Source organism: Acidobacteriota bacterium (assembly GCA_022340665.1).
Lineage (GTDB): Bacteria > Acidobacteriota > Thermoanaerobaculia > Thermoanaerobaculales > Sulfomarinibacteraceae > Sulfomarinibacter.
Window position 1 is genome coordinate 1 of sequence record JAJDNM010000095.1, and the last position, 13,920, is coordinate 13,920.

The window sequence follows — 13,920 nt, forward strand, 5'->3', positions numbered from 1 at the left end:
CGTGGCCCAGACCCGCCAGGCGGGGCCGACCGGGCGCTCGCCACGGCCATAGCCGATGTCGAAGACGGACGCGCGACCACCCCGTTTGTTGAGCAAACGGCCCCGGGGACGGACGCAGTGGTGACCTTCCTGGTGCACGCCCCCGACGGCCAGACACCGCGAATCGTTTCGGATGTCACGGGCTGGGGCGAGAGCCCGGACGACAGCAACTTCGACCTCAGCATCGGCACGATGGTGCCGGTGGGCTCGAACGATTGGTTCCGGCTCGAGACAGAGGTCGCGCCCGGTGCGCGGATCGAGTACCTGGTCGTCAACGGCAAGACCGACTACCGGGTCGACCCCAACAACCCGCGCCGCGCGTGGTCACCCGGCGGCCACGCAATTTCCGAGTTCGTGACGCCTGACTACCAAGCGCCAAAAGAGCTCGCCGACGCTCCCACCTCGCCCGGCGGAAGGACCATCGAAGCCACCATCGAGAGTCGCGCCCTCGGTGCACCGCGCCGACTGTATGTCTACCTTCCTCCCGCCTACCGTGCCGAAAGAAACTACCCGGTTGTGGTATTCCACTCCGGTGGGAGCGCTGTGCGCGAGGGGCAGGCGCCCCGCGTGCTCGACTGGCTGATCGCCCAACGGGACATCGAGCCGATCGTCGGACTTTTCCTCGACTCGTACCTCCCCGGCGACACCGACAACCACGAGGGTCCGCCTTTGCGGACCTTTCTTACCGAGGAGGTGCCAGCATGGTTGGCGTCGCGCTACAGCGTCTCGGCAAACGCCGACGACTGGTCTATTCTCGGCAAGTCCTACGGCGCCCAGGACGCCCTCGATGCGGCCCTTGCCTCCGCTCAGGTCTACGGTGGCGTCGGCCTGTTGATCCCGGGGCGACGACTCACCCCCGCCGACCTTGAGGAGTTCACCCAGCTGCGAGGCCGTCGACTCCACATCGCCATTCTCGCCGGCCTCTACGACCAGGCCAACCTCGGTACGGCGCAGATCGCGGCCCAGGCCCTCACCGAGGCCGGCCACGCGGTCGACTTCATCGAGGTCCCGGAAGGCCACAACCCAACCACCTGGCGAAACCACCTGAGCGACGTGCTCGTCAGCCTGTTCGGGGAACGGAAAAATCGCCCGTAGGCCCGTACACCGCAGTTTAGCGATGAGGTACGGCGCACTTCTGGAGTTGTGAATGCGCCACCCATAATGTTCGCGGCAGGCAATCACACGCCTGGTTGTCGAAGGATGCGGCCCATCGAGGCTGCTACAAATCGGTGAAGAAAGGAATCGCTGCCAGTCCGAGACCGATGAAGATTTGCAGAGCGAGCCCATCCACCAGATAGGGATAGACACAGAGGCCCACCCCTGCCGCGACGAAACCGATCCTTTCCTGCCGTTTTCCATAGATGAAGTACGACAGTCCAATGGTGCCGGCAAGAATTCCAACAAACAGCATTGATGCGGATGGCATATTCCATGTTCTCACGGCTTCGGGGCGACGGTGGATAGGGGGACGATTTCGGGCCATCGCCACCAGACGTGTGACGTGTCCAAGTTTCATCTTTTTTTCTGCCCGCGAATCTGGGATATCGGCACCAACGGAAAAAGGCTATGTATGGCCCGTTGTGATCCAACAACTGTAAACGCCGCGCCCGGAACAATCCGTTTCGGAGATGGTATGGTGTCTCTCAACGGACGGGCGGAAATCGAGACGAGGATCGTTATGAGGACATTTGCGAACCTCGACATGACACCACGCGGAATATGGCGAAGTGTCTTGGTGGCGCTTCTTTTCCTGGCACCTTCAGATCTCCTTTCCGCCGGGACATCGGAACTCGACTTTCAGAACGATCCGGTCGAATATTGGGCGGCTCGCATCCTGACGTGGACGTTGATTCTGGCGGTCATCTTCGTCGCGTGCTCTCTCGTCAAAGCGATTCGAGGTCGGCTAGTAGGAATATCCGGAAAGGCGCTGATGCTGATCGGGGTGGTCCTGCTCCCATCATTCTCGGTCACTATCGGTATGTTGTTAGTGTTCACCAGGGCGGAGCGCGTTGAATTCTGCGCCTCGTGTCACCATGTCATGCAGGAGTACGCCGATGACCTGACCGATCCCGAAGGCACGGGTCTCGCCGCGATTCACTACGTCAACCGATACATACCAACAAACCAGTGCTACGAGTGCCATACGGCCTACGGGCTCTTCGGCACCGCTGAGGCGAAGATCCACGGGATTGGCGAGGTGATCAAGTATTACACCGGAACCTACGAGCTCCCGCTTTCGATGTGGAAACCGTACCCCAACGCCGATTGCCTGAAATGCCACGCAGAATCGAGTCTCTGGCTGTCGGTCGAAGCCCACACGTACGAAGAATCCGAAGAGAATCTCTTCGCGAATCTGACATCCTGTATGGAGTGCCATGGATCGGCGCACGAGGTCAGGAGACCAAACGAGATGGCGGGGTTATGAGTGGTACTACCGTCATCAGCGCCAGAAACGCGGAATGGATCCGACGGCTGACAATCGTGTCGTTGGTCCTCACCCTGGCGGCACTCCTGCTCGGCCTGCAGTTCGTGTACCGAACGACCGGAGGGAGTCTCTTTCTATTCTCCGCGGTGGTACCTCTTCTCGTTATCTCCGCCATCGCCATTTTCCTGTGGACCGTGATCTTTGAGTTTCGACAATCCCACAAGCTCTTCACGGTCGAGAGCTATCCAGAAGATACGATCATCTTCCGCCAGGGCGATCCGGCTAATTGCGCCTACTTCATACGCAAGGGAGAGGTCACGGTGGTCGACGAGGAAGCCGGCTCTGTGGTCTCAACGCTCACGGCAGGCGAGTACTTCGGTGAGATCGCCCTGGTCACAGACCAACCCCGAACCGCGACAGTTCGCACCGTCTCTCCGGTCGAGCTCGCGGTTCTCGGCAAGGAGAACTTTCTGAACATGATGCGGTTGCTGCCGACAACCGAGGAGGAGATCCTCCACACGGTGCAGAAAAGGGTGATCGCGGACAACTCCAGGCACGGCGAGTAGTCCGCAGGGTGCCGGTCACTCGAGGCTGAGCAGGTTCTCGGCTTTCGTGCGCAAATCGCTGGCCGACTGCATAGCGAGGTTCATCCGGAATTCGGTATCGCAGCCAGCGTCTTCCTCATCGTGGGCTTTGACGCTTGCCTCCAAGGTTCGCTTTAGATTTTCACAAAATCTACTCCCACGCGCGTTCGTGCTCCACACAGCCCCCGGTCCCAGTTCCATTCTTTACCGAGTGTGTATGCGGCACCCGTGTGAACGATCTTGCGCTAGAATTCAGAGCACTATGGGAATCCTCGATTTACTCGGGCTTGGGAAATCCGCCGCAGAATCTGATGCGAACGGCACATCGAATAGCGGCGAAACAGAAACTGTGCGGAGAATCGTAGGCGAGTTGGGTCAAATGGAAGAAAACCAGGCGCGGTTTATCGCCGCGTTTGCCTATGTCCTCAGCCGGGGAGCCGCATCCGACATGGAAATCAGCGAAGACGAAACGAACAAGATGGTGGAGATCGTCCGGAAGCTGGGTCACATCCCCGAGGAGCAGGCAGATCTGGTTGTCGCGATCGCCATTAACCAGAACGATCTCTTCGGCGGCACCGAGGATTATCTGGTAACCCGGGAGTTTCACGAGATCGCTACCGACGAGCAGCGAACAGAGATGCTCGACTGCCTGTTCGCGGTATCCGCGGCCGACGACACGATCACTGGCGACGAAGAAGAGCAGATCCGCCAGATCTCCAAGGAGCTCGGGTTCACCCATGACGAATACATCCAGGCGCGGAGCGCCTACTCGGACAAACGGTCGGTGCTCCAGCGAAAGTTGTAGTCGGGCGGTGTTTGGAGCCAGGATTGGTGCAACATTGAGCTGCGTGGCATCAACAGTGGCAACACCGAGCTTTCGCCCATCACGAGGAGGAAATCGATGTTAAAGCGCGTCATCGTCGTCTGCGGATTGTTGGTTCTGCTGTGCTCACCGGGCGTCGCGGGAACACCGGACGGGCTTGCATATATGGACATCGGCGAGCTCCAGGAGTTGATGGACCAGGGGGCTCTGACCTCGGTCGAGCTCGTGGCCTATTACGTGCAGCGCATCGCCGAGATCGACAGGGCCGGGCCAAAGCTTGGTGCAGTGATCGAGCTCAACCCGGAGGCCTTTGTCATCGCCGCAAAGCTCGATCAGGAGCGAGCGAAGTCGGGCCCGCGCGGACCCATGCACGGCATACCGGTACTGCTCAAGGCGAACATCGATACCGGTGATCGGATGGAGACGACGGCCGGATCGCTCGCCCTCCGCGGCCATCACGCTCCGGACGACGCCTTCCACGTCCAGGCCCTCCGAGACGCGGGAGCCGTGATCCTCGGCAAGACGAATCTCAGCGAGTGGGCCAACTTCCGGGGATCGAACTCGAGCAGTGGATGGAGCAGCATCGGCGGTCAGACCAGGAACCCCTACAGTCTCGATCGCAACCCGTGCGGCTCGTCGAGCGGCTCGGGAGTGGCGGTCGCGGCCGGCCTCGTCACCGTTGCCATCGGTACCGAGACCGACGGTTCGGTGGTGTGCCCCTCCGGTGTCAACGGCATCGTGGGCATCAAACCAACGGTCGGTCTGGTCAGCCGCGACGGCATCATCCCCATCGCACACACCCAGGACACGGCCGGCCCAATGGCCCGATCGGTTCGAGACGCCGCCATTCTGTTGACCGCCATTTCCGAAAAGGACCCGGACGATGCAGCGTCGGATGGGCATCCCGGTCCAACGGACTATGCAGCTGATCTCGACCGCAACGCTCTCGAAGGCCGGCGGATCGGAGTCTGGCGTGGATACTGGGGTGCGAAAGGCAACCCCAAAGTTGCTGCGATCTTCGACCAGGTCGTGGCGAACCTCACTCAACTCGGGGCCACAGTCGTCGACCCGGTGGAGCTCGAGATACCGGACGAAGCGAATGATTCGGAGTACGAGGTGCTGCTGTACGAGTTCAAGGACGATCTCAACCGGTATCTGGCCGGCAGCAATGTCGACCGGTCGGTCGACACACTGACCGAGCTGATCGAGTTCAACCGCGCCAACGCGGACGCGGTGATGCCGTGGTTCGGCCAAGAGGATTTCGAAAAGGCGGAAGCCAAAGGCCCGCTCAGCGATCCGGAGTACAGGGAGGCGCTGGAGGCGAGTCACGTCCAGGTCGCCAAGCTCATCGACTCACTCTTCGATAGCCACCACCTGGACGCCGTGATCGCACCCACCAACGGCCCCAGCTGGGTCACGGACTGGGTCAACGGCGACAGCTTCTCCTTGAGCAGCTCCAGCGCTGCGGCGGTCTCCGGGTATCCGGCAGTCACCATCCCGATGGGCGAGATCCACGGACTGCCGATCGGCGTCTCCCTGATAGGCACACCCTACAGCGAGAAGCAGCTCATCGGGTTGGCCTATGCCCTGGAGCAGAAGCTCCAGGCACGGCGGAACCCCGATTTTCGAAAGTCAATGGCGGACGCGCAGTAAGCCGTGAGAAGGTCCCGGACTCAGCGATACAGAGGGATGCCGCTGACTGCAGTATCACACTGGAACAACGCGTTCATCTGAATCCCACTGCTTTTCCGGTTGCGGGGAACGTGCGAAAATCGGGCTTCCCATGATCGGCGCGGCACAACCCCGATGACCGAGAAAGAACGATTCCTGGCCACCCTTCTCGGTGGGGCAGCGGACCGTTTCCCGTTCTTCGACCTCGAGCCTTCCGACGAGACCGTTCGCGTCTGGCGGCGGCAGGGTCTTCCCAAGAAAACCTCGGTGGCGGAGTTCTTCGATCTCGAGCCGCACCACTCGGTTGGTTTGGAGCTGAGGAGCGCGCCGTTCTACCACAAGGCGCCGGATTTATTGTCGGATCCGCAGTCGTTTATTCGACACTATGACCCGGACGATCCCCGTCGCTACGCCAAGAGTTTCGTGAGGAGGTGCAAGAGACTCAACCGTGCCGGACACGTGCTCTACGTGGTTGCTTCGGGTGGAGGACTGCTGCAGATGCTTGGTGTCGGTGATTGGGACACCCTGGTTGCGGCAAGCGAGGCGCTTATTCGACGGCCGGATGCGGTGCAGGAATTGATGGAGCGTACCACGGACTTCTACTGCAACTGCCTGGACCGGGTGTTGTCAAGGGTTGACGTCGATTATGCGTCCTTCTACGAGCCGATCGCCTCGAACGCGGGGCCGGTGATTTCGCCCGAAATGTTCGAGAGGTTCGCACTGCCCGGCTATCGGAAGATCATCGACCTCCTGCGCAAACATGATGTCCCACTTCGTATCCTGTGCACCACGGGCGGAGATCTGAGCTCTCTTCTTCCGATGCTCATCGAAGCCGGTGTCAACGGTCTTTGGATCAGCAACATCATGAGCTCAAAAATGCAGTATTCGAAGCTGCGGCAGGTGTACGGACCGGACGTGGCGCTCATCGGCGGAATCGACGCCACGGCGCTGAGTCGTGACGAAGCAGCCGTCCGTCGCGCCGTCACCGACACGGTGCCCGCTTTGCTCGACAGCGGCCACTATCTTCCATGCCTCGACGACCGGCCTCGAGCAAACACCTCTTTCTCTTTGTACCGCTTCTACCGCGAGCTACTGGCGGACCCGGCTCTTCGGGGCTGACCCTCATTCAAGGCAGCACCCAATGAAGGGGAAGCTCGGCACGTTTCGCATCGTCACATTCAGGAGGCGCGCAAATGCACACAGTGATACGTGGTACAGACGCACAGTTTCGCCTGTCGCTTCGCCGGGACAGGTAAACTCCGCCCATACGATTCTCAGTGGGGGGTTTTTACCGGGTTGGTGGGGGCGCCGCAGGCTTCGAAGAGTTCGCGTGCGTGATCGAGGTCCTGATCTCCTCCGCGAAGGAGCAACGTTCTTGCCAGCTCCAACCGGCTCTCGAGCTTCTCGAAGATCTCGATCGCGGCGTCGAGGTCTGCACGCGTATTTTTGTCGTCACCCCGCGCGGCGTGGAGCTGGGCGCGCGCCTTGAGGGCCATGGCTTCCCAATGGGGCATGTCGGCTGTGCGCGCCGACTCGAGGGTGGTCTCGAGGCGTTGTTCGGCCTCGTCGAGTTGACCGGTGTTGATGAGGGATTGGCAACGGGTGGGCGTCATCCATACCGGCTGGATGGACTCGTCGGTACCTTCGAGGAGCCCGTCGATCTGGGCCGTGAGGTCGAGGACCGTCTGATGGTCGTCCTCGAGCAACGCGATGCAGGCACGGGAGCGGCGGCTCTCGAGCTGGCCGGTCTTGAGGCCGAGCGCATCTCCCCTCTCGATGGCCGCATCGGCCAGCGGGATGGCCTCGTCGATGCGGCCCTGCTCGGCGGCAATCAGTGCCCTCCAGCCGGCGAGGAAGGCGGCCAGGCGCTCGTCGCCAAGTCGTTCGGCTGCCTGCAGTCCGTCGTCACAGGCCGCCTCGGCGACGGCAAGGTTACCGAGGCCGTAGTTGGCGTAGGAGACAGGCAGGTAGTTCCAGGCCAGGCGGTCGGAGGATTGCGCCTTCTCGCCAAGCTCGCGGTGGTGGGCAGCGTATTCGAGGCACTCGCGCCACCTGCCGCACATGAAGGCGTTCTCCTGTAGGAATTCGAAGCCCATCGAGCCGATGTTCGGGTTGTCCTCCGCCTCGCCGAGGTCGACATTCATCTGCGTCCAGCGGTTGCTCTCTTCGAAATCAATCAGGTGCTGGTATGCGCCGGCGAGGTAGCCGTAGATCCAGGCCCGAAGCATGATGTCGCCGGAACGCTCGGCCGGTTCCCTGGCCTGGAGCAGGAGCTCGGCGGCCCTCGCGGACTGGCCGTGATAGTGGTGGAAGCGGGCCTCGATCATGGTCGCGCGGGCGAAGACGGTGGGCTGGATCTCCGGGTCGAGATTCGTCTTTGCCTTCTCGACGAATTCGAGCGCGCGGGCGTCGCCGACGATCACGTATGCCTCGCCGATCAGGCACTCGAGGCGCACCTGCTCCGAAGGCTCGTCGACCACCGCCAGGACACGCTCGTAATGCTCGACCGCGTTGAGGGGCTCACCCTTCAGGGAGTAGACGTCGCCGAGGGCGGTGTCGATCCTCGAAAGCTCCCCGGTACGTCCGAGCGCCTCGGCACAGTCGCGAGCCCGTTCGTACAGGCGGATAGAGTCGGTGTAGGCGTAGAGGGCAGCGGCATCGGCGGCCGCCTGCATGGCGTAGGTGAATCCCCTTTCGAGGCAGCCGCCCTCCATGAAGTGGTGGGCAAGGTCCTCGATCGCGACCCGCCCTCCCCTCTCGCGCAGCGCCTGGAGGCCCTCGGCAACGCGGGTATGGAGGCGGCGGCGGCGGATGGGGTTGAGCTCGTGGTAGAGGACCTCGCGGATCTTGTCGTGGGTGAAAATGACTGACTCGCCGGAGCGGGTCTCCAGCAGCTGGGCTGCGACAGCCTCGTCGAGCGCGTCGAGCAGCTCGTCCTCCGACCGGTCGGCGACTGCCGCAAGCTCCGAGAACTCGAATGTTTTGCCGAGAATGGCGGCGGTTCGAAGGATCTCCGTGGTGGGCTCGGAAACGTGATCGAGGCGACGGCCGATGGCGGCTTTCACGCCCTGAGGCAGGACCAGGGTGGCGTCCTTCTCTCGGCGTCGCCACTCGCCGGCCTCGCAGACGATCTGGCCCTCGTCGACCAGGGTCTTGACCACCTCCTCGATGAAGAAGGGGTTGCCCTCGGTTTCGCGGTGTATGTCGGTACAGACTTGCTCGGACATGCACTCATTGCCGAGCAGGCCGGTCACCATCGCCGACGTATCCTGGGGTTCGAGCCGTCCGAGGTGGACCCGCACCGCTGCCCGCTCTCGGTTCCACAAATCGAGCGCTTCGGCCAAGGGGTGGGAGCGATCGAGGTCGGTGTCGCGGTAGCAGCCGAGGACGACCAGGCGCTCGCGGCCGGCGAGGCGGACAAGATAGTGGAGCAGGCTGAGGGAGGCCTGGTCCGCCCATTGCAGGTCATCGATGAAGAGGAGGAGGCCTTCCGGCTCGGCAAGGTGAAGAAGGCACCGGGCAACGCCGTCGAACAGACGGAGGCGCTGCTCGGCGGCGGAAAGGTCGGGTCCCTCGGGGAACGGGCCGATGCGGCTTGCAAGCTCCGGGGCGAGGCGGGCGAGCTCGGCACCGGAGTCGCCGACCGCCGATCGCAGGTCGTCGTCCGAGCTCTGATGGACCCAGGTGCGCAGGGCCTCGACGAAGGGCAGGTAGGGGGTCGCTGCTTCGAGTTCGTAGCAGCCGCCTGACAGCACTGTGCCGCCGGTGATGCGGGCGTAGTCGACCAGTTCGCGCGCGAGGCGAGTCTTGCCGGACCCGGGCTCGCCGGAGACCAACACCATGCCGCCGCGGCCGAGCGTTGCCTCGGACCAGGAGCGGCGGAGCGAGTCGACCTCGCGGTCGCGGCCGACCATGCGGCCGCGAACCAGGCCGCCGAGGGCGGTCGAGGCGCCGGCAAGTGTGGTGACAGCGGCGGCCTCCGGACTCCGGGTAAGAACGGCAGCGACCTCGCCGGCGGTGGCGAAACGGTCGTCCGGGTCCTTGGCGAGGAGGCGGAGAATGGCGTTGTCGAGGTGCTCGGGAATGTCGGCTCGGTAAGTGCGGGGCGGAACGACCGGTGCATGCAGGTGTTGAGAGATGATAGCGAGAGCGTTGTCCCCGTCGAATGGCAGACGGCCGGTAAAGATCTCGTAGAGCATGACGCCGAGGGCGTAGAGGTCAGTCCGGCCGTCGACCGGTTGGCCGAGTGCCTGCTCCGGCGCCATGTAGTTGACGGTGCCGGTGATGCCGCCCTCGCGGGTGATGCGGATGCCGCGCTCGCGGACGGCAAGACCCAAGTCGACGATTTTGACGAAGGGTTGACCGTTGCTGCGAGCGTGGAGGACGTTGGCGGGCTTGAGATCACGGTGGATGAGGCCGTGCTCGTGCGCGTGGCCCAGGGCGCCGCAGAGCTGGGTGGCGATTTCGATGATCTCGTCGAGGCTCACGGGCCTGCGTTCCTTGAGGCTTGGTCCCTCGACCAGCTCCATGACCAGAAAGGGCATGTGATGATGCTCGCCCACGTCGTGCACTGCAACCACGTGTGGGTGGCTGAGAGCGGCAGCGGCGCGGGCCTCGCGGAAGAGACGCTCGCGCGCGTCACCCACCTGCCGGTGGGCGCCGAGAATCTTGATAGCCACCGCTCGCTCGAGGTCCGCGTCCCAGCCGCGGAAGACGATGCCCATGCCGCCGCGGCCGATCTCCTCGTCGAGGCGGTAACGGTCGGAAAGCACATCCCCCACCTTCGCCGTCGGCATGAGGTCGATGGTGTCGGTCGTGGAATCCAGACCGATGGTGTGGGAATCGCTGTTGTTCACACTGATGCAAGGATTGTAGCGTGGGAGGTATTCCCGGCCGTTCCTGTCCATATTTCGCATTTCGCATTGCGAATTTCGAATTTCAGGCCCACGGAATTTCGGAACTCACCGTCAGCAGCGCTCTGTGGCCGTAGCTGAGGGGGTCGCCTCGAGGGCGGGTGGGAGGCGTGCGGCCACGCGCTGATGGCGGTGAGTCACGACGCCCGGAGGGCGTCCGTATTTCGGATTTCCCGCCTAACCCCCCCGGGGGCGTGGAGGCGAAGGATCTGTAGGGGCGGCATACATGCCGCCCTTAACCGATATTGGCCGATTCAGCCGACATGGGCGGGATGTATTCCGTTCCTACAATGAGCAGCGGTGGTGAATCCCACGCGACGACCGCATACGGTGTCTGCTGAGAAAAGCGGAGCATGGCAGGGCCGCTGGGTTATGATGGCCAACTGCGAGCGACGATGGTGAAAAAAGCGACTGAATCCGAGCTCGTCCAAGAGCTGCATACCCTCCTCAGCGACGGCGAGGAGCAGGCGCTGAAGATCTTTCTGCGCCTCGTCCGCCCGGAGGACATCGCAGAGTGGCTCGATTTTCTATCCGCCGAAGACCGGCAAAGTATCGTCGCCGTCCTCGACGCCGAAGCGGCGGGTACGGTTCTCACGGACACAACCTCTCCGATCCGCGCACAGCTGGTCGACGAGATCGAGCCGAAGCGACTGGCGCGCATCGCAGAGGCCATGCCTCCGGACGACGCCGCAGACCTGATCGGCGAGCTCGAGGTCGGGGACACGGAGGAAGTGCTTCACCACATCCCCTCCTCCGATCGACAGGTGTTGCGCCAACTCCTCACCTATCCGGAGGATACCGCCGGCGGCATCATGCACCCGGAAGCAGTCGCCGTGGGGCCGGCCGCAACCGTTGACGACGCCATTCAAATGCTGCGGACAGTTGATGAAGACACGCCCATCCCTGCCATCTGGGTCGTTGACACAGATCACCACCTTGTTGGATATGTGCGACTGCGAAAACTCGTCACCTCTCCGCCCTCGAAGAGAATCGGCGACATCATGGCGACAGATGTGATTTCGGTGAATGTCGAAACCGACCAGGAAGATGTCGCCGACCTGGTCAATAAATTCGATTTCATGGCCGTCCCGGTGGTCGACCGTAGAGACCAATTGTTGGGAGTCGTGACCGTCGACGACGTCCTCGAGGTCATCGAGGAAGAGGCGACGGAAGATATCTACAAAATGGCTGGATCTTCAGCCGAAGAGGAGGAGTCGGAGTCCATTCTCCACATCGCCCGCTACCGTCTGCCGTGGTTGTTGGTGTGTCTGGCGGGGACTCAACTGTCGTCGCTCGTGTTGATCTACGCTTCTCGAGAGGTGGGACTTTACGATCAGATGTCGGTGTTTACCGCCGCGATCATGGCAATGGCGGGGAACACCTCGCTCCAATCATCGACCACAACTGTTCGCCGCCTGGCTCTCGACACTCTTCCCCGGTCTCGGTTTGCCGGCCACATCCTGCGTGAAATCGCGGTTGCCCTGTTGATGGGAATTGTGTGTGGTGCTACTGCGTCCGGGCTGGCCATTCTTCTTGGCCGCAATCCGTTGATTGGCATCGCTCTCGGACCTGCGATGGCGATCGGCATGTCGGTGGCCAGCTTGCTGGGTGCAGCGATGCCGATGATCCTCGACATGGTGGGGGTGGATCCGGCGGTTGCTTCCGGACCGCTGGTATCCACGATCAACGACTCCTTGGCGCTCGCAGTCTATTTTGCAGTCGCTACCGGAATGTTGCTCGTCCTGAGTTGAATTCCACATCTTGAAGGATCCGCTTGGCCTCTGGACGGCGGCGGGTGATATCGAGTTCGAAGTGAAAGTGCACGGGGTGGCACACCCCCGCGCCTGTCACCGGCGCTACTCGTCCCGATCGCGAGTGAGGAGCCGTCGCAGCCGGTCTTTCCACACAGCAAACCGATATTTCATCTTGCGCAAGAAGGTGCGGAACCGATCCTTCGGGTTGGTGATGACGGTCTCGTCCTCCTGCTGATCGAGGATCTTTTCCATGGGGCTTCGAAAAACCGGCATCAAACGGGCTCCTCTTGCGCGGCGCGAACCTTCGAGAGAGGCACTTCCCCGCCACTCGATTTACCGCAGCGACTATCATTGGCGCCGCACGGTTTGGATTGTGCCAAAATCACCATAGCAACTTCAAGCGCCGCTTTCTTCGGGCGCGGATTCATTCTCACTATTGAGAGCCTCGATAGCCTTGTCAATGGTGGCTCTGATCTCGCCGAGCTTGAATGGCTTGGCGATGAAATCGAATGCCCCTTTGGTCAGCGACTCTCGTGCCAGCTCCAGTGTCGCGTAGCCCGTGATCATGATGAACTTGGTTCGCGGCGAGTCGGCGAGCATGCGCTCCATGACCTGGAGACCGTCAATCTCCCCCATCCTGATATCGCAGATAACCATATCGAAGGTTTTCGATCCGATCGTTTTCAAGACCTCGGCCGGGTCGGTGTACGCTTCCACCGAGTGCCCGTCCTTGCTGAGGGACGCAGTGAGACGCTCCCCGACGACGGCCTCGTCGTCCACGATCAGGATCTCGTAACGTTTGTTCATTCTTGCCTCCTCTCGGGCTACCGGCCTCCGGTTACTTCTCGCTTGGCGTCTTGTCTGCACTCGTCCGACCGCTGACTCACAGTACCTGCCCCGCAGCTGGTTCGCGTACCACAAGCAAGGTCTTCTGGATCTTCCGCCTCCGTTTGAACGCCCTGAGGACATGGTACAGGATGACAATTGCGCCACCGCAGCCGCTGACGAACAGAAATGCTTTGCTCGCCAAGTTGAGGTAGAGATCCCACGCGGGATCGAAGCTCATCATCTCGAGCTGCCGCAGATACACGGGAATCGCGATTCCTCTACTCACGACGCACAATAGGATGATAAGGCTCGTGGTGATGCGGATATAGCGTTCATTGACTACCTTGACCCCGTAGACACCGAGGTGGATGCCAACCAGGGAACCCAGATACAACAGCATCGTCAGGCGGATATCCAGCAGCCCCTGATACGCATAGCTCAGCGCACCGTACGCCCCCATGAACATTGCCAGGTAGAGCTCGGTTCCCGCAGCCACAGCCGTTGGCACCCCGAAGATGTAGATCATGGCGGGAACACCGATGAAGCCGCCTACCCCGATGGTCCCGGCAAGGTACCCGGTGGCAACACCGACCAACATGAGAACCCACACACTCACCTTGACATCGGCCACCCGGAAGTAGATGACAGGCGGCAGGTTGAGGCGCGACAAAAAGTCCGAGATCCTGCGAGACGGGCCGGAAGCATCGTCACCGTTCGCGCTCGACTTGATCGAGTCCCTCAGCATCGAGATCGCGACAAACGAGAGGATGAAGACAAAGACCAGGCTGATGTAGAGGTTGGCGGCGGCGCTGCCGCCGGCGCCGTGACTGTCTCCGGAACCCTTGAACAGGTGGACATTGATCCACACCGCCAACTGGATACC

Annotated in this window: 12 protein-coding genes; 7 read left to right on the forward strand and 5 right to left on the reverse strand. The window is 61.8% G+C overall.

What is annotated here, in order from left to right:
• Nucleotides 1-1,134 (forward strand): hypothetical protein (locus LJE93_11300; protein MCG6949489.1); only part of this gene is annotated, 1,134 nt, incomplete at its 5' end.
• A 124-nt stretch (nucleotides 1,135-1,258) separates the two neighbouring features.
• On the opposite strand, the gene LJE93_11305 is transcribed toward LJE93_11300, so the two are convergent.
• Nucleotides 1,259-1,450, reverse strand: coding sequence for a hypothetical protein (locus LJE93_11305; protein ID MCG6949490.1), 192 nt, complete (start codon nucleotides 1,448-1,450; stop codon nucleotides 1,259-1,261).
• A 267-nt stretch (nucleotides 1,451-1,717) separates the two neighbouring features.
• Here LJE93_11305 and LJE93_11310 point away from each other — a divergent pair, with 267 nt between their 5' ends.
• The 5 genes from LJE93_11310 to LJE93_11330 all read left to right on the forward strand — a co-directional run bounded on the left by LJE93_11310 (nucleotide 1,718) and on the right by LJE93_11330 (nucleotide 6,661).
• Nucleotides 1,718-2,464 carry a NapC/NirT family cytochrome c gene (locus LJE93_11310; protein MCG6949491.1) on the forward strand — a complete coding sequence of 249 codons (747 nt, stop codon included), beginning with the start codon at nucleotides 1,718-1,720 and terminating at the stop codon, nucleotides 2,462-2,464.
• Entirely contained in the window at nucleotides 2,461-3,030 is a 570-nt protein-coding gene (locus LJE93_11315) for a cyclic nucleotide-binding domain-containing protein (protein MCG6949492.1), read from the forward strand. Before LJE93_11310 ends, LJE93_11315 begins: the two co-directional genes overlap by 4 nt.
• A gap of 397 nt (nucleotides 3,031-3,427) precedes the next feature.
• Entirely contained in the window at nucleotides 3,428-3,853 is a 426-nt protein-coding gene (locus LJE93_11320; protein MCG6949493.1) for a TerB family tellurite resistance protein, read from the forward strand.
• Nucleotides 3,854-3,949: 96 nt separating this feature from the next.
• Complete coding sequence (locus tag LJE93_11325; protein MCG6949494.1) at nucleotides 3,950-5,524, forward strand: amidase; 1,575 nt, start codon at nucleotides 3,950-3,952, stop codon at nucleotides 5,522-5,524.
• Nucleotides 5,525-5,677: 153 nt separating this feature from the next.
• Complete coding sequence (locus LJE93_11330; protein MCG6949495.1) at nucleotides 5,678-6,661, forward strand: hypothetical protein; 984 nt, start codon at nucleotides 5,678-5,680, stop codon at nucleotides 6,659-6,661.
• Nucleotides 6,662-6,816: 155 nt separating this feature from the next.
• Here LJE93_11330 and LJE93_11335 read toward each other — a convergent pair whose 3' ends face one another.
• The gene (locus tag LJE93_11335) at nucleotides 6,817-10,398 is read right to left on the reverse strand and encodes an AAA family ATPase (GenBank protein MCG6949496.1); all 3,582 of its coding nucleotides are present in this window, start codon (nucleotides 10,396-10,398) and stop codon (nucleotides 6,817-6,819) included.
• A 410-nt stretch (nucleotides 10,399-10,808) separates the two neighbouring features.
• On the opposite strand from LJE93_11335, the gene mgtE reads away from it, so the two are divergent.
• On the forward strand, nucleotides 10,809-12,206 hold the full coding sequence (gene mgtE / locus LJE93_11340) for a magnesium transporter (GenBank protein ID MCG6949497.1): 1,398 nt from the start codon (nucleotides 10,809-10,811) through the stop codon (nucleotides 12,204-12,206).
• A 105-nt stretch (nucleotides 12,207-12,311) separates the two neighbouring features.
• Here mgtE and LJE93_11345 read toward each other — a convergent pair whose 3' ends face one another.
• The 3 genes from LJE93_11345 to LJE93_11355 form a co-directional block, all read right to left on the reverse strand.
• Complete coding sequence (locus tag LJE93_11345; protein ID MCG6949498.1) at nucleotides 12,312-12,482, reverse strand: hypothetical protein; 171 nt, start codon at nucleotides 12,480-12,482, stop codon at nucleotides 12,312-12,314.
• 123 nt (nucleotides 12,483-12,605) lie between these two features.
• Nucleotides 12,606-13,016 (reverse strand): response regulator, encoded by a 411-nt coding sequence (locus LJE93_11350; protein ID MCG6949499.1) that lies wholly within the window; start codon nucleotides 13,014-13,016, stop codon nucleotides 12,606-12,608.
• A gap of 76 nt (nucleotides 13,017-13,092) precedes the next feature.
• Nucleotides 13,093-13,920 (reverse strand): sulfite exporter TauE/SafE family protein (locus LJE93_11355; protein ID MCG6949500.1); only part of this gene is annotated, 828 nt, incomplete at its 5' end.

Coding starts and splice junctions, on each gene's coding strand:
- LJE93_11350 (MCG6949499.1), bottom strand. CDS start 13,016: ATGAACAAACGTTACGAGATCCTGATCGTGGACGACGAGGCCGTCGTC.
- LJE93_11345 (MCG6949498.1), bottom strand. CDS start 12,482: ATGCCGGTTTTTCGAAGCCCCATGGAAAAGATCCTCGATCAGCAGGAG.
- mgtE (MCG6949497.1), top strand. CDS start 10,809: ATGGCAGGGCCGCTGGGTTATGATGGCCAACTGCGAGCGACGATGGTG.
- LJE93_11315 (MCG6949492.1), top strand. CDS start 2,461: ATGAGTGGTACTACCGTCATCAGCGCCAGAAACGCGGAATGGATCCGA.
- LJE93_11310 (MCG6949491.1), top strand. CDS start 1,718: ATGAGGACATTTGCGAACCTCGACATGACACCACGCGGAATATGGCGA.
- LJE93_11305 (MCG6949490.1), bottom strand. CDS start 1,450: ATGCTGTTTGTTGGAATTCTTGCCGGCACCATTGGACTGTCGTACTTC.
- LJE93_11320 (MCG6949493.1), top strand. CDS start 3,428: ATGGAAGAAAACCAGGCGCGGTTTATCGCCGCGTTTGCCTATGTCCTC.
- LJE93_11330 (MCG6949495.1), top strand. CDS start 5,678: ATGACCGAGAAAGAACGATTCCTGGCCACCCTTCTCGGTGGGGCAGCG.
- LJE93_11325 (MCG6949494.1), top strand. CDS start 3,950: ATGTTAAAGCGCGTCATCGTCGTCTGCGGATTGTTGGTTCTGCTGTGC.